We start from the raw sequence: 18,818 nt of genomic DNA, 5'->3' as shown, positions 1-18,818 counted from the left end.
GTCGCGCCTCAGTGCACCGCGCGCAGCGGTGCCGCTGCGGCACGCGGCACGGCACGATCAAGATCGCGCGAAACCAGCTGCTGCACGGCCGCCGACAGATCGCCGAGCAGGCCCCGCAGGCCGGCCAACACGCGGCTGAAATGGTTGTAGACCAGTACCGCGGGAATCGCCGCGACCAGGCCGAGTGCGGTCGCCAGCAAGGCCTCGGCGATGCCGGGCGCAACCACCGCCAGGTTGGTGGTGTTGCTGTGTGCGATGCCGATGAAACTGTTCATGATGCCCCACACCGTGCCGAACAGGCCGACGAAGGGCGCCACCGCGCCGATGCTGGCGAGCACACCGATGCCGCGCCGCTGCACGCGCGCGGTCTCCAGTTCGATGCGGTCCAGGCGCGAGGCGATGCGTTCCTTGATGCCGTCGCGACTATCCAGATCCTGCGACAGGCGCAGTTCGGTGCGGGCGGCGTCCAGCATGGCGAGTGCGGTGCCCTGCTGCAGACTTGCCTCTCCGCTCTGCGGCGGCAGCTGTGCGGACTGCAGCAACAGCGCGCGCGCCGCGCGCAGCTGCCGGGCCTGGCGGGTCAGCTCCCAGCCCTTGGCCAACAGCACGGTCCAGGTGGACAGCGACGCCAGTGCCAGCGCGATCATCACGGCCTTCACCACCACGTCGGCGGCCAGGTACATGCCCCACGGGGTCAATGCGGGGGCGGCCACGGGGGCCAGGTCAGCAGGCAGCATCATCTCGGCTTCCATCAGCATCAGGGGTCGCTGCGCGACTACGGGCCGCGCGCGGATCATTGGCGTCGTCCACTTCCACGACCGGATGGGGCTCCAGCCGGGGGGCCGGTCGGCTCAGCACGTAGCCGGCGCTGACCGCGAAGAACAGGCCCACGCCCAACAGCAGGCGCCAGGACGGATGCGCGCCCCAGCAGAACAGGGCAAAGCCCAGCGCCATGCCGGCACTGGCAAACGCCTTGCCCTTGCGCGATACCGCGCCCTGCTCGCGCCACAACCGCAGCGATGGGCCGTAGCGCGGATGCGCCAACAGGCGCTGCTCGAACTTCGGCGAGCTGCGCGCGAAGCAGCCCACGGCCAGGATCAGGAAGATGGTGGTCGGCATCACCGGCAGCAACGCGCCGATCACCCCGAGCCCGACCATCAGCCAGCCCAGCGCGAACCAGAGCCAGCGCATCAGCGCTGCACCTGTGGGCGCGCGCCGCGCATCAGGCGAATTCCACTTCGACGTGGCCGTGCACGCTGCGGAACGCGGCGTCGGCGGCATCGATCACCTGCTGCTCCTGCTCGACACTCAGCGGTACCGCGTCCAGCGCAGCGGTGAACTCACGCCAGTGGCGCGCCGCGCCATCCGGATGCGCGGCCAGGTGGCGGGCGCCAAAATCACGGTCCAGGCCGAGCCTGGCGGCCATCTTGTACAGAATGGTGCCGCCCAGGTTGGAGCCTTCAGCCACGTACAGCCACCCCAACGCGGCGGGCAGTTCCAGATCGGACGGCAACGCCGCGATGTCAGCCCCCGGCAGGGTCTGCTCCAGGTCCTGCAGGTCGCGCGCGACCTGGGTCAGGCGGCGGCGCTCGCCCAGATCCGGCAGCAGTGCGTCCAGCGCAGGGTTGGCATACAGCGCATCGATGCTGCGGTGGAAGCGATACTGCACGCGCAGGAAACGGGCGAAATTGCTGCGGTCGGCGAAGATGTCGCCGGCCATGATGCGCTTGTCCAGGGCACCGTGGCTGTCGCGGGTGGCGGCCTTGAGCCGCAGGCTGCGGCTGTCTTCAGGGGCGATGTGTGCGTTCATGGGGATGCCAAGGGGGTCGTCCTGCTGTAGACGTTTGCCACGGGGCTTTCCCCAAGGCTATGTGCGCCGATAATGGCGCATCCCTTCTTACCGCAGGAACCGACGATGATCACCACCGAACCGCGCATGACCAACCTGTTCCTGCAGCTGGGCCTGGACGCCAGCGCCGAGGGCATCGCCCGCTTCATCCGCGAGCACCAGCTGGCCACCGATGTGGAAGTGGTCGAGGCGCCGTACTGGAACGATGCGCAGCGCCAGTTCCTGTCCGAGTCGCTGCAGGCCGATGCGGCATGGACCACCGTGGTGGACGAGCTGAACGAGTCGCTGCACGAAGATGCGGTGAAGGCCGCGACCGGGCTGTAAGTAGACGCCGGGCGCGGCGGGGCGCTGGCGATTGCACGGCGGAAGCGGTGCGGACCAAGGTCCGCACCCACCGAGGGCGGTCCGACCCCACCGCTCATACGCTGGCGATCAGTACTTCCAGGTCAGCGCCAGCCGCGCAGTGCGGCCCGGGGCCGGCATCACGCCCAACGCCAGCGGATCCAGGTAGTAGCGGTCGGTCAGGTTGTCCACGCCGGCGTCGACCGACAGCTGGTCGTTGAAGCTCCAGCTGGCGAACAGGTCCACCAGCGTGGTTGGCCGGTACAGCTGCTGGATCGCCGACAGCCCTACGTTCCAGTCCTTGTCCAGCGTGCTGATCGGGCCGGCGTTGTGGACCACGCGGGTGCCGAAGGTCAGGCGCTCCTCGAACAGGCGCGAGCCCAGGGTCAGGTTGACCATGTAGCGCGGCGGGTTCTGGGTATTGGTGTACGAGCCCTCGAAGCCGCCGTCCACGCAGTCGGGCGTGTTGGCCAGCTCGCCGTTCCTGCGTTGCGCCCCGTAGGCACGGCGCTCGGCGGCGATGTCCGGCGCGCAGGTCTTGGCCTTGAAGTAGTAGTGCGCGGACAGATCGGCAAATACCTTGCCGCTGTCATAGCTGGACTGGAACTCCATGCCCGAGACCTTGAACTGGTCGACGTTTCGGATCAGGCCCGCCGACAGCGTGCGGTAGTCACGGGTGATCAGGTCGTCGATGCGGGTATCGAAGTACGCCAGCTTCAGCGCCAGGCGGTCGCCGGCGGCGAACAGGTCGTAGCGGATGGTGCTGGCGCCGATTTCCCAGCTGCGCGCGCGCTCCGGCTTCAACTCGCCCACTGGCTTGGCGGCGGTGAACAGGCCCAGCGTGGTCTCGAACAGGCTCGGCAGCTTGGTGCCTTCGGCGTACTTCACGTAGACCATGGTGTCTTCGCTGAAGCGGTAGGCCACGCTGGCGGTCGGCGAGAACGCGGTGTCACGGCGGCGGATCGGCTGCGACCACGTCCAGCTGACCGGCACTTCCAGGTCCTGCGCCTTGCCGGCGTCGTAGAAGTTCCAGCCACCGATGTCGGCCACCGTGCCCTTCTTGTACGGTGAGGCCAGCAGCGATTCCTGGGTGAAGTTGCCGTTGGCATCCGGATACCAGTTCAGCAGCGCGATGCGCTTGGCCCGCCACGACGGCAGCGCCGGGTTGCCATTGAGCAGTTCGGTGTAGCGGTACTGGCCCTGCACCTCATAGGCATCGGGCGTGGCCAGGCGGTTGCGGTCGTGCACGTCCACGCGGTTCCAGCGGCCGCCGGCCAGCAGTTCCCAGTGCTCATCGGGCTGCCACTTCAGCGAGGCCACGGCACTGTATTCCTTGCGCTCGGCATTGCGCAGGAAACGGTTGTTGACCAGGTCATCGTGCATGACCGGGCCCGAGCTGCCCGGTGCGATGTCTTCGTCACTGTAGGACAGGCCGTAGTCGAGGGTGAACGCACCGGCGCGGGTATCGAACATCGAGGTGTTGCTGGCATCCAGTCCGAAGCGCTTCTGCCGCAGCGGATTGCGGTAGGCATCCTTGTAGCCGGGGTCGCCGCTGAAGCTGGGCGCGTCGTACCACTCGGTGCGGCGATCGAAGTACCAGGGGGTGATGCCGGTCAGGCTGTTGTACATCACGCTGTCGGTGTCGGTGTATGCGGCATTGACGCGTAGATCGATCAGCTCGCTGTCCGGATTGAAGCGGTAGCGCAGGCTGTAGCTGTCCATGTCGACATGGCCCGGATCCCACTGCGGAATGCGGTCACGATCCACACGGATGATCTGCGAGGCCATGATCTCGCCGGCGGTGCCTTCGTAGCGGCGGTAGCCCGCTTCCAGCGTCTGCGCATCGTCGATGCGCCAGGTGCCCTTGAGCAGCGCCGACTTCGAGCGCGCCGAGGTGTTGAACACTTCGGTACGCGCCGGATTCAGCGGCGCCAGCGTGCGACGGGTCTGCGGGAAATCGTCGTAGCCGTGCTTGCCGGAGAAATAGTTGCCGTTGTCGCGGTACGCATAGGCGGCCACCAGATCGAAGCGGTCCCAGTGACCGGCTGCAGCGACGTTGAAGAACTGGCTGCCGGTGGCGCTGCGGTCGGAACGTGGCGCGGCGCTGTAGGACGGCAGGTTGTTGGCGCTGGCGTTGGCCAGGCCGCCACGCACGCGTACGCCGAAGTCGCGCCCCTCGCGCAGCACGTCATCGATTTTCAGCGTCTCCATCTCGACCACGCCGCCGATGCCACCGGAGGCATTGGCCTGCAGACTCGGGCCCTTGGTGATGGTCAGGCTGGAAATCAGGTCCGGGTCGAGGTAGGTGCGCTGCGATTGGCCGGCATAGCCACGGTAGGTATCCATGCTGGACTGGCCGCCGTCGATGATCACCGGCACGCGGCCCTGGCCCTGGATGCCGCGGATGTTGACGTCGAAGCCGTTGCCAACGCGCGGATCGCCGGCGGTGACACCGGCCACGCCCTTGACGATGTCGCCGTTGGAGGTGCCACGGAAGCGCTCCAAGTGCGTGCGGTTGAGCGGGGTGATGGAACCGACGCCGCGATAGCTGTCGAGCAGGCGTGCCTCGTCGCTGCCCGCGCCACTGTCGACGCGGTCGCCGGCCACGCTGAGCGTGTCGGTGACGATCACGCCGCTGTCGGCCTGCACCGGCATCGCCGCTTCCAGGGTCACTGCATCGGAACCGACCCGGCGCACTGCCAGGCCACTGCCCTGCAGCAGCTGCTGCAGCGCCTCGCTGGCCGGCATGCTGCCGCTGACCGCACGCGACGTCACCCCTCGGGCCAGAGCGGCCGGGTACACGACCTGCACGCCGGACTGGCGCATGTAGCTGCGCAGCGCTTCTTCCAGTGGTTGCGCCTGGATGTCGAAGCGCTGTACGGCGGCGTGGTCGGCTCGGTCGCTCTGTGCCAGCGCGGGCGGCGTGGCACTGGCCAGGGCGGCAGCCAGCAAGGCAATGCACAGACGGGACGGGCGCAGCACGCGGCCGGGGCGGTGGGAGTCGAACATGGAGGAACCTGTCAGGTAATCGGTGCCGCGAACGCGGCGTCATCCGCAACACGGGCGGACACGGCGACGTACGTGGCGGCGGCGGGTACGTTCGCGGAGTAAGACGGATGAAAGCGTGGCAACCCCAAGGGGATTTGCAGTCGAAGCAGGTGCCGACGGTTGCGTGGCTGGTTGTAGTGGTGGGTGCCGACCGTTGGTCGGCACCGGGGGAATGGCGTGGATCTACCGATGGACGATGGCGACGCCGAGCGGCAGCCGGGTCACCTGCAATCCAGCCGTCGCGGCCAGCGCATCCAGCGCCTGTTCCGGGCGGTCGATGCGCAACGCCGCGCTTACCGCCGGCAGCTGCGATAGATCGCCGCGCACGAAGGTCGGGCCGGCGCGATAACGCCCCACCCATTGCACGGCGTCGGCGACGCTGGCCTGCTCCAGCAGCAGCTCGCCGTGCCGCCACGCGCCGACGCTGTCGGCAGCCACATCCCGCAGGCGCGTCACGCCGCTGTGCTCGCCATAGACCGCACGCTGGCCCACCTGCAGATAAGTCCAGCCACCGTCGGCCGGGCTGGCCACGCGCACCCTGCCCTGCCCGACCTGGGTTTCAACCTGGTCATCGCCGCGCGCGACGGTGAACGCGGTCGAGATGTCCTCGATCACGCCGTTGCCCGCACGCACGCTGAAACGTCGCTGCGCATCCGGGCTGACCTCGAACCAGGCACGCCCACGCAGCAGCTCGATCTCGCGTGCATGTGCATTGAAGCGCACGGCAATCGCACTGTCCGCATGCAGCACTGCGCGGCTGCCATCGGGCAATTGCACGTTCTGCACGACGTGCGTGCTGCGATGGTCGGCCTGCAGCCGCAACCAGGCCTCCGGCCATGCCACCAGCATCGCCAGCGCGGCTGCAGCGGCCATTGCCCAGCGCATTCGATGCGGCCGCGGGCGTTCGGCGGGCCGGACCTGCGGGCGTGGCCCGACACTGCGCCACAGCGCGCGCTCGTGTTCGAAGGCGCGGCGGTGCCCGGGTTGTGCCAGCCAGCGCTCGAACTCGCGCATGCGCCCCTCGCCGATGTCACCCGAGGCCAGCCACGCGATCCAGCCCCGGGCCTGTTCGGCCAGGGCATCGTCATTGGCGGCGGGCAGCGTGTTCGGCGGGCTCATCGGCTGGCGGACAGGCGCATTCAAGCGCGGGCGGAGGAACTAGACCGCATCCACGGTCCAGTGATCAAGACGTTCCAGTGAGGGCCAGCCCCAAGCCGGGCCGGTCATCGGCCGCTGCGTGCCCACGCCAGCCGCTGCAGCGCCGTGCGTACATGGTTCTCGACGGTCGTCACCGACACCCCGAGGCGGCGGGCGATCCCGGCCTGGGTCAGGCCCTGCAGGCGGTTGAGCCGGAAGATGGTGCGGGTCGGCTCCGGCAAGTGCCCCGCCGCATCAAGCACCCGCTGCAGCTCGTCCTGCGCCATGGCCTGTTCCTCGGTCGAGATGACCTCGTCCGGCCCCCACAGGTAGTGGTCGGCCAGCAGGCGGTTGCGCCGGGTCGATTCGCGGCCGTGGTCGGTGGCCAGGTTGGCGGCCAGCCGGTACAGATAGGCCCGCGGGTTGTCGATGGCCTGGCTGTCGTCGACCCCACGGGCCTTGAACCACACCGCCTGGATCACATCCTCGGCACCATTGTCTCCGCCGAGGATGCGCTGCACCCGGCGCAGCAGTGCCGGCCGCTCACGGATCAGCAGTTCGGTAAGGGAGGCGGCATTGGAGGACATGCGCGGAACCGGGACGACAGACGGAAGGCGCCGCGCATGCTACTCCGTTAATGCGAATCAGTCACGTTCGCATCAGTGGATGCAGCCGGTCAGCCCGTCATAGACGCTCTCCGACGTGCCGGGCAACGGATCATGCAGCGGATTACGGGCCGCCAGCGCCGCATGGAAGTCCTCAACCGGGGTGCCAGGCACCAGCGGCAGCGGGCACAACCAGGTCGGTTGCCGGGCTACGATCGCACCGTCGTTCCGCGAGACGGCCAGGTCACTGGCGGCAAATGCCCACAGGCACTCATGCACCGTGCCGCGCACCGCGTCCACCGAACAGCGCAGGCGCAGCGCCCGGATGTCGCTGTACTCACCCTCGCAGAAGGTGTCGCCGCAGATCGCGTCGAACCCGTGCTGCAGACGCCCTTCCAGGGCAAAGAAGCGGTCCCAGTTGGCTTCCTGGTGCGGATAGTCGATCAGGTCCACGTAGGGAAAGGCCTGGGCGGCGGGCGCGATCAGCAGCGCGCAGAACAGGCCGAGTGACAGGGCGGATGGTTTCATGCGGGAACTCCTCGGGTAGGTGCATCCAGCCTGCGCGCGCACGCCGCCCGGCCCCATCGGTCAACCCCGGCCCGCCGGGTCGGCGCCTTCCACGCCCTGCCGTCGGCCCCCTCCCCTGCACAGCGCCCGGCAAAGGCATAAAATGGGGGGCTATCCGTCTATATCCCCCACCTGGAGCACACCATGGGTCTGGAACTCGTCTCGCCCGGCAAGAACCCGCCGGAAGAAATCAACGTCATCATCGAGATCCCGAAGGACTCGGAGCCGGTGAAGTACGAAGTGGACAAGGAAACCGGCGCGATCTTCGTCGACCGCATCCTGTCCACCCCGATGCGCTACCCCTGCAACTACGGCTACGTGCCGAGCACCCTGTGCGGCGACGGCGATCCGGCCGACGTGCTGGTGGTGCTGCCGCTGCCGCTGGTGCCGGGTTCGGTCGTGCGCTGCCGTCCGGTCGGCGTGCTGAAGATGAGCGATGAGGCGGGCAGCGACGAGAAGATCCTGGCCGTGCCGGTGTCGAAGATCTTCAGTGGCTACGCCCACGTGGAAGACATCGCCCAGGTGTCCAGCCACTGGCTGGAGCGCATCGGCCACTTCTTCGAGCACTACAAGGACCTGGAGAAGGGCAAGTGGGTCAAGCTCGACGGTTGGGGCGGCGCCGCTGAGGCCAAGCAGATCCTGATCGAGGCGCACCAGCGCCATCTCGACAGCAAGGCCTGAGCCTGAACCGGATCGCTCCGGCGGTACCCCGCCGGAGCGATGCGGGTCACGTTTCATGACGACGGCACATCACTCTTGCCGCCGTATTAGGTAAATTGCGTCACTTCACACGTCGTCGACATCCATCGTCGAGACAGCCAGGGGAATGTGTCGTGCGTATTCTGCTTGTTGGGGATGCAGCCAGCCTGCCGGCCGAGCTGACCGAATTCATTGCCGATCTTGGGGAAGACTGGCAGCCGCTGACCGCCACCGATGGCCAGACCGCGATGACCGCGGTGGCCACGCAGGGCGTGGATGCGGTGATCGTCTGCCCGCAACTGCCGGATCTCAATGCCACCACGCTGCTGGGCCAGATCCGGACCTTGCGCCCGGAAACCATCCGCATTGCGCTGGTGGACGCCCAGCACGGCAACCGGCCGCCGCCGGCACGCCTGATCGGCGTGGCCCACCGCTTCCTGCCGTTGCCGCTGGCACCGGAAGTGTTGCTGGAAGCGCTGACCAGCCTGGAAGAGCTGCGTGAAGTGCTGGACAGCCCTCGCCTGCGCGACGCCATCGGCCGTATCGAGAAGCTGCCCTCGCCGCCGCACCTGTACCTGAGCCTGACCCAGGCACTGGAACATGACGACGACGCCGACAGCGCCGACGTCGCCAAGCTGGTCGCTGCCGATCCAGCCATCGCGGCCAAGGTGCTGCAACTGTCGAACTCGGCGTTCTTCAGCCAGGGCCGCACCATCGCCGACCTGCGCACCGCCGTGACCCGCCTCGGCCTGTCGACGCTGCGCGATCTGGTACTGGCCAGCGAGGTGTTCTCGGCACCGACACTGTCCACGGCCGAGCGCAATTCACTACAGCAGCGCGCCCTGCTCGCCTCGCGGCTGGCGGCACGCCTGCTGCCCGAATCCAGCGCCGAACTGGGCGCGACCGCCGCGCTGCTGGCCGACATCGGCCTGCTGCTGCCCGGCGTGCGCAACGAGCGCAGCGAACCATCGCTGGCCGGTGACACCCGCCCGGGCCACGCCGAAGCCGGTGCCTATCTGCTCGGCCTGTGGGGCCTGCCGATGCCGATCATCGAAGCGGTCGCGTTCCATCTGCAGCCGCAGCGTGCCAATACACGCAGCTTCTGGGTGACCGGCGCAGTGCACGTGGCACTGGCACTGGTCAATGGTGATCCGGTGGACGAGGACTACCTGCAGCGCGCAGGTGTTCTCAACAGGCTGCCGCAGTGGCGGGAGCATGCCAACAGCCTGATGGGACTGGTACCCAGCGAGGCTTGAGGCACCGCCCAGGGCGAGTTCGCAGAGAATGAAAGGCAGGCCGGGTGGCCTGCCTTTTCCGTTGTGCCTGAAGAACCATCCACGCATGGCGTGGATCTCCTCAGTCGGTGCAGCACACAAACAAGAAGGGCGGACCTTGCGGCCCGCCCTCCTCTTTCTGCTGTGACGCTTCGATGGATCAGAAGCGCTGGGTGTACTTCATGTAGTAGAAACGACCGATGTCGAAGCCACCGTAGTACGAGAAGCTCGAGTTCGGCTGGCTGTACATGACCGGGCCCTCGTGGTTGAACACGTTGTTGGCGCCCAGCGAGACCGTGGCTTCCCACGGCAGGTTGTAACGCACCTGCACGTCGTGGAAGGTGTTCGAACCCACCTTGCGGGTCGGCTGCGCCAAGGTGTAGGCCGAGCTGAAGTCAGGCAGGTTGCACTCGGTATCGTAGGAGCACGGCTCCTTCATGCTCGAGTAGTAACGCACGCCCCAGTTCACGCCCAGGTTGCCGTAGGTCCAGTCGACGTTGAGGTTCGAGCGGACGCGGAAGTTCGCGCCCCAGTCTCCGGTCGCCCAGCTGGTGTGCTGCTCGACCGGGGTCTCGGCTTCGTTGTCGCGCTTGTACTCCAGGTAATCGACGTAGGTGGTCTTCCAGTCGATGACGAACTTGCCGAAGGAGAACTCCGGCAGGCGGTACTTGATGCCCAGATCGTAACCCGCGGTTTCCTGGTAACCACCGTTGATCAGGGTACGGGTAACGTCGACCACCTGGTTGGCGGTACGGCCTTCGGTGCCGCGGTTGAAACGCTCACACGCCGACGCCACGCCCAGCACATAGCACTGGTTGAGGATCGAGGTTACCGACTCGGCGGCGATCACGTTGTCGATGCGGATCTTCCACCAGTCGAGGCTGACGTCCAGGCCCTGCACGAAGTTCGGGCTGTACACCAGGCCGGCGGTCCAGGTCTTGGAGGTTTCCGGCTTCAGTTCCGGGTTGGAACCCGACTCGAAGGCGCTGTAGGACTGGGTGCCCGGGCCGGTCGACTGTGCACCGCCGGAAGTGATCTGGCGGAAGTTGGCCGGAACGCCACGCGCCTGGCAGGCTGCCGCCACCGAGGGGTTGCGTGCGGCCGAGCCGAAGCTGCTGTCACACGGATCGGTGTAGGCGTCAAAGGTCTGCGAGGTACCGCCGTACATGTCGGCGATGCTCGGGGCGCGGAAGCCGGTCGAGTAGGTTGCACGCACCAACAGGTCGTCGATCGGCTTCCACTTCAGGCCGAACTTGCTGTTGATGGTATCGCCGAAGGTGTTGTAGTCCGAGTAGCGGCCGGCCATGTCGAGCGACAGCTCCTTGGCGAACGGCATGTCGGCCAGCACCGGCACATTCAGTTCAACGTAGAACTCGTCGAGCTTGTAGCTGCCCTTGGTCGGCTTGCCGGCCAGGTCGGTACTCAGGCCAGACTGCAGCAGCGCATCCGGGTTGTACTCGCCGCTTTCTTCGCGGTGCTCGTAGCCCGCCGCGATGGCCAGCTCACCGGCCGGCAGCGAGAACAGCGAACCTCCGATGTTGGCGCTGTACGCCTTGGTGGTGTTGGTATAGGTATCGTGGCTCGGCAGGTACAGGTAAGCCTGCAGGGCCGGATCGGCCAGCGAGCCGTTGCCGGTCGAGCCGTACGGTGCCAGCGGGTTCCACGGGGTGCAGCCAGCGATGACATGGCCCGGGGTGCCGCAACGGGCAACGTCGCCGTCCATGAAGGACGGACCGACCGCATTCTGCACGTTCGGGATGAACAGGTTGCCGGTGCCGGTCTTCACACCCTTGTTCTGGTTGTAGACGTAGCCCACGTCCCAATCCCAGAACTTGTCGCCGAACTCGAACGAACCTTCCAGGCCGGCCGAGAAGCGGAAGGTCTCCTGCTCGGACTCGGTCTGGCGCGGCACTTCGGATGTGCGACGGATGAAATTCGCATCCGTGCCCAGCGGGTTGTAGATGCTGTTGGCCGACAGCGGGGTCTCATAGACCTCGGACTGGTACGGGTAGCCGGCAATCTGCTGGGTGGCCGTACGCTTGGTGTACAGCACGTTCGCGGTGCCGCGGATGTTGTCGGTGAAGTCGTAGTTGCCGTTGGCGAACACCGAACGACGGGTCAGCTTGTTCTGCAGCCACATTTCCTGGCTGGCATTGGTGTAGTCCGCCGTGCCGAACTCGCGGAAATCGGCCATGGTGTTGCCCGAGCCATTGTTGGCGCGGGTGTACCAGTTGTCATTGCTGTCGATCAGCACGCCGTGGTTGGATGCCGGCGACCAACCGTTGGCGTCTGCGTCGGTCGGGTTCGGGTGGAACTGGCCGTTCGGGTAGCGGCTGAAGGCACGATCCTTCGCCCAGACCGGATCTTCCTTGCTGTACTCGGCGCCGAAGGTGATCGAACCACGCTCACCGGTCTGGCCGTAGACGAAGTTGTAGACCTGCTTTTCGCCATCGCCCTTGCTGTACTGGCCGCCGTAGACGCTGGCTTCCAGACCGTCGAAGTTCTTGCGGGTGATGATGTTGATCACGCCGGCGATGGCGTCGGAGCCGTAGATGGCCGATGCGCCGTCGGTGAGCACTTCAATGCGCTCGACCACCGAGGTCGGGATCGAGGCCAGGTCGGTGTAGCCACCGGTGCTGACGCCCATGCGCTTGCCGTCCAGCAGCACCAGGGTACGCTCCGGGCCCAGGCCGCGCAGATCAACGTACTGGCCGCCGACTTCTTCGCCCGAGCTCAGGGCATCGGCGCGGCTGATCGCCGGCGAACCGGTTGCCGACAGGTTCTGCACGATGTCGCCGACGCTGGTGAAGCCCTGCTTTTCAATGTCGGCGCGCTGCAGCGCGATCACCGGCTGCGCGGTTTCCATGCTCGCCTGGCGGATGCGCGAACCGGTAACCGAAATGCGGTCCAGGTCGGTCGTGCCGCCGGCAGCTGCGTCCTGCGCCGAAGCGAAGGACGGTGCCAAGGCAAGCGCAATGCCGGCCGGCAACAAGCCGAGCCGCACTGCAGGAATACGAACGTTCATCAATCTCTCCAAGGTACGTGTTAGTAGCGTGTTAAAACGCCCCAGCACGTTACGATTGCGTTGCGACGCTGCATTTGCGCGACCCAACCGGAGAGTTTGCAGAATGTGGCGGCAGCAGCCCGCCGTTCTCACGGAAGCGCGAAGCCGACTGCCCGTAACGGGCGCGGAAGGCCCTGGCGAAGCTGCAGCAGTTGTCGAAACCGCTGGCGGCAGCAACTTCGCCCACCATCATGTCGGTATCGCGCAACAGATCGGCCGCCCGTTCCAGGCGCAACCGTGCCGAAAGCGACTGCGGACTTTCCTCGTAGAGGCTCTGGAAGGTCTTGGAGAGATACCAGCTGGAGAAGTTGGTCAGTTCAGCCAGTTCACCGATGCGCACCACGCGGTGGCTGTTGCCTTCCAGGTACAGGCGGGCGCGCTGCATGCGGCCAAACACCTGGCGCTTGCGGCTGCGCGAGCGACCCGGGCAACGCTGCACGTTGTCGGCCAGCCCGCGCTGCAGGCCCGCCAGATGCAGCAGCAGCGGGCGCAATGCCTCCGCCGGCTGGCCACTGGCCAGCGCATCGCGCCACAGGCGCAGCGCAACACGTGCATCGCCGCGGTTCATGCGGCCACGCCCGGCATACAGGCCACAGTCGGCCATCTCGGCCAGCACGCGCAGCGCTTCGACGGTGAGGTTCAGGCCCAGGCACAAACCGTTGCGACCGGCCTGCACCAGCGGCCGCGATTCCTTCTCGAAGGCGATCCACTCGCCCTGGCGCAAACGGAAGCGTCCTTCCTTGGCTTCCACCCAGGAACTGCCGCGCACCTGCATCCACACAGTGAAGCTGCTGCCTGCGGTCTGCAGACTGCCCAGCCGGGCAACGCCCAGGCAGGTCGGCGCGACGTCGTCCAGGGCCTTGTCGAGGGAGATGGTTTGGCCGCGATCGGCCAGCGAGAGTTGACGCATGGGGGCACCACGGATTTGCCTAGTACAGGCCTCCGTTTTGCCCAATCTGGTGGGACCTCGTCAGGAAAGACTGCCGAGATCGCCACGAATTCGTGGCGAGAACCACACGAAAAAATTACGAAGAGAAATTCTTCTTCAAAATCAACATTCTGGAGAAGGCAGGGAACAGCGCCGGGGCTTGCTCGGGCAGCCGCATGATACCGATGTCAGCGCCGTCACTGACCGCCAGCGCCACGTAGAGATCGCGCCCGTTGGCGCTGGCACTGAGTCCATTGCCCGCGCTGAGCCGCTGCGGATCAAGGCAGCGTTCCGGCACTTCGGTACCGTCCTGGATCAGGACCAGGGTCGTGCCGCACTGCGTGGACGTGCCGAGGTAACCGATGCCACCGTTCCCCACGACGGTCCAGGTGCGATAGCGCCACCGACTCGGCAGGTCTTCAGTGATCTGCCGCACACTGGCCGGTGACAGTGCCGGATCGACCGACCACAGCCCACCAGCGGCGAGGCGCGTGAACAGCACCCGTCCGCTGGCGCGATCAAAACGTGCCTGCGACACCCCATCAATGCTGGCCAGCCGGCGCCAGGGGTGAGAGCTGCGGTCGAACAGGCTCAAGCGCGTGCGCTGGTCGGCATCCCGCTCCACCACCAGCAGCTGGTCATCGCCGGCCCCGTAAAGCGCCTGCAGCGGTTGTTCGGCGGGCACCGGCAGTGGCTGCAGCCGCTCATCACGCGGCGAGATTTCGTAGACCACGGTACGTCCATGGTCATCGCGGCCAACCACCAGCAGGTGCCGGCTGTCGGCGGCCCAGTCCGGTGCCTGCCGGGCCTCCGGCCGCAGGCCTTCGATCAGCCGCAGCGAGTCCGGCCGCTGCATGTCAGCCCACCACAAGGCGAAACTGCCGGAGCGATCGGAGGTGAAGGCCAGCTGGCGGCCATCGGGCGCGGCCATCGGCTGACCATCACGGCCACTGGACGCGAACAGTCGTTCCGCACGTCCTCCCTCGATCGGAACCTTGAACACGCCGAACTGCGCCCGCCGGTGGACAAACGCCAGCACGTTGCCATGCCGGGATACCGCAGGCCACTGCGCATCATCCAGGCCAGCGTCGCGCAGCGTGCGGCGCTCGACGTCGAGGTAGTACAGGCGAACTTCACTGTCCACGCGACGGCCGAACACGATGGTGCGCCCATCCCCCAGCCAGGCCCAGCCTCGCTGCTCGGCCGCTTCATTGGTCAGCTGCTCGGGGGTACCGCCGCCGGCGGGCATCCGCCACAGATCACCCATCTGCGGATTGCGCACGAACACCAGCCACTTACCGTCTGGCGAGTAGCGCGGCGCATAGTCGAAATCATCGGCATCGACGCGGTAATCCAGCTCACGCCATTGGCCACTGGCCAGATCCAGCACGCGGATGCCGCGATGCGCATAGCGTCCGACCATGCTGCCGAACACCAGCCCCCGGCCATCCGGGGTCCAGTCGAAACTGAGCAGCTCGGTGCCGTCGCAGCGGGTTGCCTGGCGCACGGCACCACCTGTGGCACTGGCGATCAGCACCTGGCAGCCGCCTCCGGCGCTGAATCGTGCAAACGCGATCTCGCGCCCATCCGGCGACCAGCTCGGGAAACGGTCGTTGGCACCGGCCGGAGGCGTCAGCAACTGGCGCGCGGGCGCATTGCCCGAGGTCTGCACCTTGATCGCACCGCCGTCCCCCCCGTCGTCGTTGGCCCCTTCGTAGGCCACCTGGGAACCGTCGGGCGAAAGTGTTGGATACGTCTCAAAACCACTGGTCGCTGTGATCAGCCGGTAAGGCCGCTGCGGGCTGCCGATCACGCGAACGCCGTTCTCCACGGCCGCATCAACCGGTGAACTGGCTTCCGGCGGCTGCCGCAACAGCAGCATCGTCAGCACGATCACCGTGCCAAGCATCAATATGCCGATTGCCAACAGTGCCTGGCGCCGGACCCGTCGCCACGCCCGGCGAAGCCCCGGCACCGGCACCGTACCGACCGCGGCCCTGCCACCGGCGTCCGCGGGCGGCAACGGAAGATCGGCCAGCTCGCCGCTGTCCACGGCAGCCTCAGGCGCCTCCAGCACCTGCACCGGCACCAGCAGCCGATAACCGCTCTTGGCGATGGTCTCGATATAGGTCTGGCCGTTGTCGTCGTCGTTGGCGAATGCCTTGCGCAGCTGCGTGACGGCCTGGGTCAGCACGTCATTGGTGGGCAGCGTGTCGGGCCACACTTCGGCAAACAGCTCCTCGCGGGTGACCACGCGGCCGGGCTGCCGCAGCAGAACGCGCAGCACACCCAGCGCTTTCGGCGTCAGCCGGCGCGGACGACGCGCACCTTCAACTTCGACCTCTCGCGAGGACAAAGTGACGACGCATTCGCCAACCTGGATACGGTCAGCCTCGGGCGGCTGGATTTCGCTGCTGTTCATTTTCCGGGATACAGTAGGGACGGGCCTGGGCAGGTTTCACCAGCAATACCGCCCCCAACCGGGGACAACAAAAAGCCAGATTCCGCACACAGCATCGGCGCATACCGCAAAAACAATGAAGCGGGCGAATACTAGCCTATGCGGGTTACCTCGCCTATCGCGTGGTCGACATCCAGGCTCTCTCTCGCCGACGCATTCACATAATTTGCTGCACCATTCGCGCCCTGCGGGGCGCGGAATTTTTATCTGGCGTTCATTTTCACACGCGCCGCAGCATGGTCAATCCGACCAGTCGCGAAACCACCAAAGCCACGTACATCACGCCTGAAAACTGCTCCAGCATGACCAGGGCACGCGCCTGCGGATGCAGGGGTACTACGTCGCTCAAGCCAACACCCGAGAGCAAACTGAAGCTCAGATAAAGCAGTTCCATCCAGGTGCGCTGTGCACCGCCGCCGGAGCCCTGGAAACTGCCCGGATACCATTGTTGGCACACGGCAAAAGCAAATGCGAAGGCCCAGGCCAGCAGCGTGAATGTGGCGCCTGCGGCGAACAGTTCATCGCGGGTGACTTTATGGTCCTGGAGCATGTAGGCAATGAGCGCACCGGCCGTATAGAAGTACAGCAGGCTCTCCAGCAGTTGCGCGGTGGTCAGCAGCGCAGTGCGGTCCAGCAGTGCACCGGCCAGCGAGAACACCACCGAGGGAATGGCCAGCAGCAGTGCCAGCCAGGTGCCCAGCGGGCTGCGTTGCACCACCCACAATGCCAGGCCCAGCACCGCCATGCCGAACATGCCCAGCGCCGCGCGGCCCGCAGCGGTGTCATCCAGCGCGGGGTACAGCAGCACCGCGATCAGCTGGGCGCCCAACAGCCAGGCCGAAGGATGACGGCGGGCAATGGCCAGCCAACGGGTGGTGATGGCAACAGGCATGGCGTCCTTTCCCCAGGAAGATGGGCGGAGGATAGCCGGGAGCGGCGTGATGAGCGGTAGTGCCGGCCGCTGGCCGGCACCCCCGCTTCCGCATCACTCCTGGCGATAGACCTCGGCACCGGCCGCGCGGAACTCCGCCGACTTCTCCTTCATGCCGGCTTCGGCGTAGTCACGCACATCCTGGGTGATCTTCATCGAACAGAAGTGCGGGCCGCACATCGAGCAGAAGTGGGCCAGCTTGTGCGCATCCTTCGGCAGCGTCTCGTCATGGAACTCCTTGGCCTTCTCCGGATCCAGGCCGAGGTGGAACTGGTCTTCCCAGCGGAACTCGAAACGCGCCTTGCTCAGCGCGTTGTCGCGCACCTGCGCGCCCGGATGCCCCTTGGCCAGGTCGGCTGCGTGCGCGGCAATGCGATAGGCCATGATGCCGTCGCGCACATCCTGGCGGTTGGGCAGGCCAAGGTGCTCCTTCGGCGTCACGTAGCAGAGCATCGCCGTGCCGAACCAGCCGATCATCGCCGCACCGATCGCGCTGGTGATGTGGTCGTAGCCCGGCGCGATGTCGGTGGTCAGCGGGCCCAGCGTATAGAACGGCGCCTCGCCGCACTCGCGCAGCTGCTTGTCCATGTTCTCCTTGATCAGCTGCATCGGCACATGGCCGGGGCCTTCGATCATGGTCTGCACATCATGCTTCCAGGCGATCTTCGTCAGCTCACCCAGCGTTTCCAGCTCACCGAACTGCGCGGCGTCGTTGGCATCGGCGATGCAGCCCGGGCGCAGGCCGTCACCCAGCGAGAAGGTCACGTCATAGGCCTTCATGATCTCGCAGATGTCTTCGAAATGCGTGTAGAGGAAATTCTCCTTGTGGTGCGCCAGGCACCACTTGGCCATGATCGAGCCACCACGGCTGACAATGCCGGTCACGCGCTTGGCGGTGAGTGGCACGTAACGCAGCAGCACGCCAGCGTGGATGGTGAAGTAGTCCACGCCCTGCTCGGCCTGCTCGATCAGCGTGTCGCGGAAGATCTCCCAGGTAAGCGCCTCGGCACGGCCGTCAACCTTCTCCAGCGCCTGGTAGATCGGCACGGTACCGATCGCCACCGGCGAATTGCGGATGATCCACTCGCGGGTTTCGTGGATGTGCTTGCCGGTGGACAGGTCCATCACCGTGTCACCGCCCCAGCGGATCGCCCACACCAGCTTTTCCACTTCCTCGGCAATGCCGGAGGACACGGCACTGTTGCCGATGTTGGCGTTGATCTTGGTCAGGAAGTTGCGGCCGATGATCATCGGCTCGCTTTCCGGATGGTTGATGTTGTTGGGCAGCACCGCGCGGCCGCGTGCGATCTCGTCGCGCACGAATTCGGGTGTGATCACCTTCTGGATTGAAGCACCGAACGACTCGCCCGGGTGCTGCTGCAGCAGGCCGGCATCGCGGACCGCGTCGAGCCGCTGGTTCTCGCGGATGGCGACGAACTCCATTTCCGGCGTGATGATGCCGCGCCGCGCATAGTGCATCTGGGTGACGTTCGCGCCGGCTCGCGCACGGCGTGGCAGGCTGCGCGCAGGGAACCGCACGGCATCGAGTTTCGGGTCATGCTCGCGGTCGCGGCCGAACGAAGAACTCAGTCCTTCGAGCTGTTCGGTATCGCCGCGTTCCTCCACCCAGCCGCGGCGCAGCGCCGGCAGGCCTTCGGACAGATCGATGCGTACGCCCGTATCAGTGTAGGGGCCGGACGTGTCGTAGACCGTGACCGGCGCATTCTCTTCGCCGCCGAACAGGGTCGGCGTGCGGGTCAGCGCGATCTCGCGCATCGGCACCAGCAGATCCGGGCGCGAGCCGGCCACGTGTATCTTGCGCGATCCGGGAATGGGCCGGGTCACGGATTCGGAGAGTTGCTGGGCCTGTTGCTGCAGGGCGGAGAGCTGTGCGTTCATCGGGCATCGTCCAG

Annotated in this window: 15 protein-coding genes; 3 read left to right on the top strand and 12 right to left on the bottom strand. The window is 66.4% G+C overall.

Features of this window, described 5'->3' with window-relative positions; translation table 11 throughout:
• Positions 1–8 precede the first annotated feature (8 nt).
• The 3 genes from exbB to VG543_RS11210 are packed head-to-tail and all read right to left on the bottom strand — an operon-like array spanning position 9 to position 1,810.
• The gene (gene exbB, locus VG543_RS11220) at positions 9–737 is read right to left on the bottom strand and encodes a tonB-system energizer ExbB (RefSeq protein ID WP_329842984.1); all 729 of its coding nucleotides are present in this window, start codon (positions 735–737) and stop codon (positions 9–11) included.
• On the bottom strand, positions 724–1,191 hold the full coding sequence (locus tag VG543_RS11215) for a YbaN family protein (protein ID WP_021203620.1): 468 nt from the start codon (positions 1,189–1,191) through the stop codon (positions 724–726). Before VG543_RS11215 ends, exbB begins: the two co-directional genes overlap by 14 nt.
• 31 nt (positions 1,192–1,222) lie before the next feature.
• Positions 1,223–1,810, bottom strand: a complete 588-nt coding sequence (locus tag VG543_RS11210) for a biliverdin-producing heme oxygenase (RefSeq protein ID WP_134731335.1) — start codon at positions 1,808–1,810, stop codon at positions 1,223–1,225.
• A 105-nt stretch (positions 1,811–1,915) separates the two neighbouring features.
• Here VG543_RS11210 and VG543_RS11205 point away from each other — a divergent pair, with 105 nt between their 5' ends.
• On the top strand, positions 1,916–2,173 hold the full coding sequence (locus VG543_RS11205) for a DUF2789 domain-containing protein (RefSeq protein ID WP_006390068.1): 258 nt from the start codon (positions 1,916–1,918) through the stop codon (positions 2,171–2,173).
• A gap of 108 nt (positions 2,174–2,281) precedes the next feature.
• On the opposite strand, the gene VG543_RS11200 is transcribed toward VG543_RS11205, so the two are convergent.
• The 4 genes from VG543_RS11200 to VG543_RS11185 form a co-directional block, all read right to left on the bottom strand.
• The gene (locus VG543_RS11200) at positions 2,282–5,200 is read right to left on the bottom strand and encodes a TonB-dependent receptor (RefSeq protein WP_423178562.1); all 2,919 of its coding nucleotides are present in this window, start codon (positions 5,198–5,200) and stop codon (positions 2,282–2,284) included.
• A 222-nt stretch (positions 5,201–5,422) separates the two neighbouring features.
• On the bottom strand, positions 5,423–6,358 hold the full coding sequence (locus tag VG543_RS11195) for a FecR family protein (RefSeq protein WP_423178561.1): 936 nt from the start codon (positions 6,356–6,358) through the stop codon (positions 5,423–5,425).
• A gap of 104 nt (positions 6,359–6,462) precedes the next feature.
• Positions 6,463–6,963, bottom strand: a complete 501-nt coding sequence (locus VG543_RS11190) for an RNA polymerase sigma factor (protein ID WP_019662030.1) — start codon at positions 6,961–6,963, stop codon at positions 6,463–6,465.
• A 72-nt stretch (positions 6,964–7,035) separates the two neighbouring features.
• The gene (locus VG543_RS11185; protein WP_423178560.1) at positions 7,036–7,509 is read right to left on the bottom strand and encodes a hypothetical protein; all 474 of its coding nucleotides are present in this window, start codon (positions 7,507–7,509) and stop codon (positions 7,036–7,038) included.
• A 183-nt stretch (positions 7,510–7,692) separates the two neighbouring features.
• On the opposite strand from VG543_RS11185, the gene ppa reads away from it, so the two are divergent.
• A complete protein-coding gene (gene ppa / locus VG543_RS11180) occupies positions 7,693–8,229 on the top strand; it encodes an inorganic diphosphatase (RefSeq protein WP_005410935.1) in 537 nt (178 codons plus the stop codon).
• A 152-nt stretch (positions 8,230–8,381) separates the two neighbouring features.
• Positions 8,382–9,503, top strand: a complete 1,122-nt coding sequence (locus tag VG543_RS11175; protein WP_423178559.1) for an HDOD domain-containing protein — start codon at positions 8,382–8,384, stop codon at positions 9,501–9,503.
• A 178-nt stretch (positions 9,504–9,681) separates the two neighbouring features.
• Here the strand turns inward: VG543_RS11175 and VG543_RS11170 are convergent, their stop codons facing one another.
• The 5 genes from VG543_RS11170 to thiC form a co-directional block, all read right to left on the bottom strand.
• Positions 9,682–12,546 (bottom strand): TonB-dependent receptor, encoded by a 2,865-nt coding sequence (locus tag VG543_RS11170; RefSeq protein WP_423178558.1) that lies wholly within the window; start codon positions 12,544–12,546, stop codon positions 9,682–9,684.
• Positions 12,547–12,595: 49 nt separating this feature from the next.
• Entirely contained in the window at positions 12,596–13,495 is a 900-nt protein-coding gene (locus VG543_RS11165) for a helix-turn-helix transcriptional regulator (protein ID WP_019662034.1), read from the bottom strand.
• 115 nt (positions 13,496–13,610) lie between these two features.
• Positions 13,611–15,935, bottom strand: coding sequence for a winged helix-turn-helix domain-containing protein (locus VG543_RS11160; protein WP_111098779.1), 2,325 nt, complete (start codon positions 15,933–15,935; stop codon positions 13,611–13,613).
• A 259-nt stretch (positions 15,936–16,194) separates the two neighbouring features.
• The gene (locus VG543_RS11155) at positions 16,195–16,866 is read right to left on the bottom strand and encodes an ion channel (RefSeq protein ID WP_019662036.1); all 672 of its coding nucleotides are present in this window, start codon (positions 16,864–16,866) and stop codon (positions 16,195–16,197) included.
• Positions 16,867–16,959: 93 nt separating this feature from the next.
• The gene (gene thiC / locus VG543_RS11150; RefSeq protein ID WP_134731349.1) at positions 16,960–18,804 is read right to left on the bottom strand and encodes a phosphomethylpyrimidine synthase ThiC; all 1,845 of its coding nucleotides are present in this window, start codon (positions 18,802–18,804) and stop codon (positions 16,960–16,962) included.
• Positions 18,805–18,818: the final 14 nt, after the last annotated feature.

The organism is Stenotrophomonas sp. CASM101 (genome assembly GCF_049384845.1).
GTDB lineage: Bacteria > Pseudomonadota > Gammaproteobacteria > Xanthomonadales > Xanthomonadaceae > Stenotrophomonas > Stenotrophomonas hibiscicola.
The sequence above is the reverse complement of the archived record's forward strand: the minus strand, read 5'-3'. Positions and strand labels throughout refer to the sequence as shown.

Excerpts from the sequence above, each read along its gene's own strand:
- VG543_RS11215 (WP_021203620.1), bottom strand. The coding sequence starts at position 1,191 with ATGCGCTGGCTCTGGTTCGCGCTGGGCTGGCTGATGGTCGGGCTCGGG.
- VG543_RS11190 (WP_019662030.1), bottom strand. The coding sequence starts at position 6,963 with ATGTCCTCCAATGCCGCCTCCCTTACCGAACTGCTGATCCGTGAGCGG.
- VG543_RS11170 (WP_423178558.1), bottom strand. The coding sequence starts at position 12,546 with ATGAACGTTCGTATTCCTGCAGTGCGGCTCGGCTTGTTGCCGGCCGGC.
- VG543_RS11210 (WP_134731335.1), bottom strand. The coding sequence starts at position 1,810 with ATGAACGCACACATCGCCCCTGAAGACAGCCGCAGCCTGCGGCTCAAG.
- VG543_RS11200 (WP_423178562.1), bottom strand. The coding sequence starts at position 5,200 with ATGTTCGACTCCCACCGCCCCGGCCGCGTGCTGCGCCCGTCCCGTCTG.
- VG543_RS11195 (WP_423178561.1), bottom strand. The coding sequence starts at position 6,358 with ATGAGCCCGCCGAACACGCTGCCCGCCGCCAATGACGATGCCCTGGCC.
- thiC (WP_134731349.1), bottom strand. The coding sequence starts at position 18,804 with ATGAACGCACAGCTCTCCGCCCTGCAGCAACAGGCCCAGCAACTCTCC.
- ppa (WP_005410935.1), top strand. The coding sequence starts at position 7,693 with ATGGGTCTGGAACTCGTCTCGCCCGGCAAGAACCCGCCGGAAGAAATC.
- VG543_RS11160 (WP_111098779.1), bottom strand. The coding sequence starts at position 15,935 with ATGAACAGCAGCGAAATCCAGCCGCCCGAGGCTGACCGTATCCAGGTT.
- VG543_RS11165 (WP_019662034.1), bottom strand. The coding sequence starts at position 13,495 with ATGCGTCAACTCTCGCTGGCCGATCGCGGCCAAACCATCTCCCTCGAC.
- VG543_RS11155 (WP_019662036.1), bottom strand. The coding sequence starts at position 16,866 with ATGCCTGTTGCCATCACCACCCGTTGGCTGGCCATTGCCCGCCGTCAT.
- VG543_RS11205 (WP_006390068.1), top strand. The coding sequence starts at position 1,916 with ATGATCACCACCGAACCGCGCATGACCAACCTGTTCCTGCAGCTGGGC.
- VG543_RS11185 (WP_423178560.1), bottom strand. The coding sequence starts at position 7,509 with ATGAAACCATCCGCCCTGTCACTCGGCCTGTTCTGCGCGCTGCTGATC.
- exbB (WP_329842984.1), bottom strand. The coding sequence starts at position 737 with ATGCTGCCTGCTGACCTGGCCCCCGTGGCCGCCCCCGCATTGACCCCG.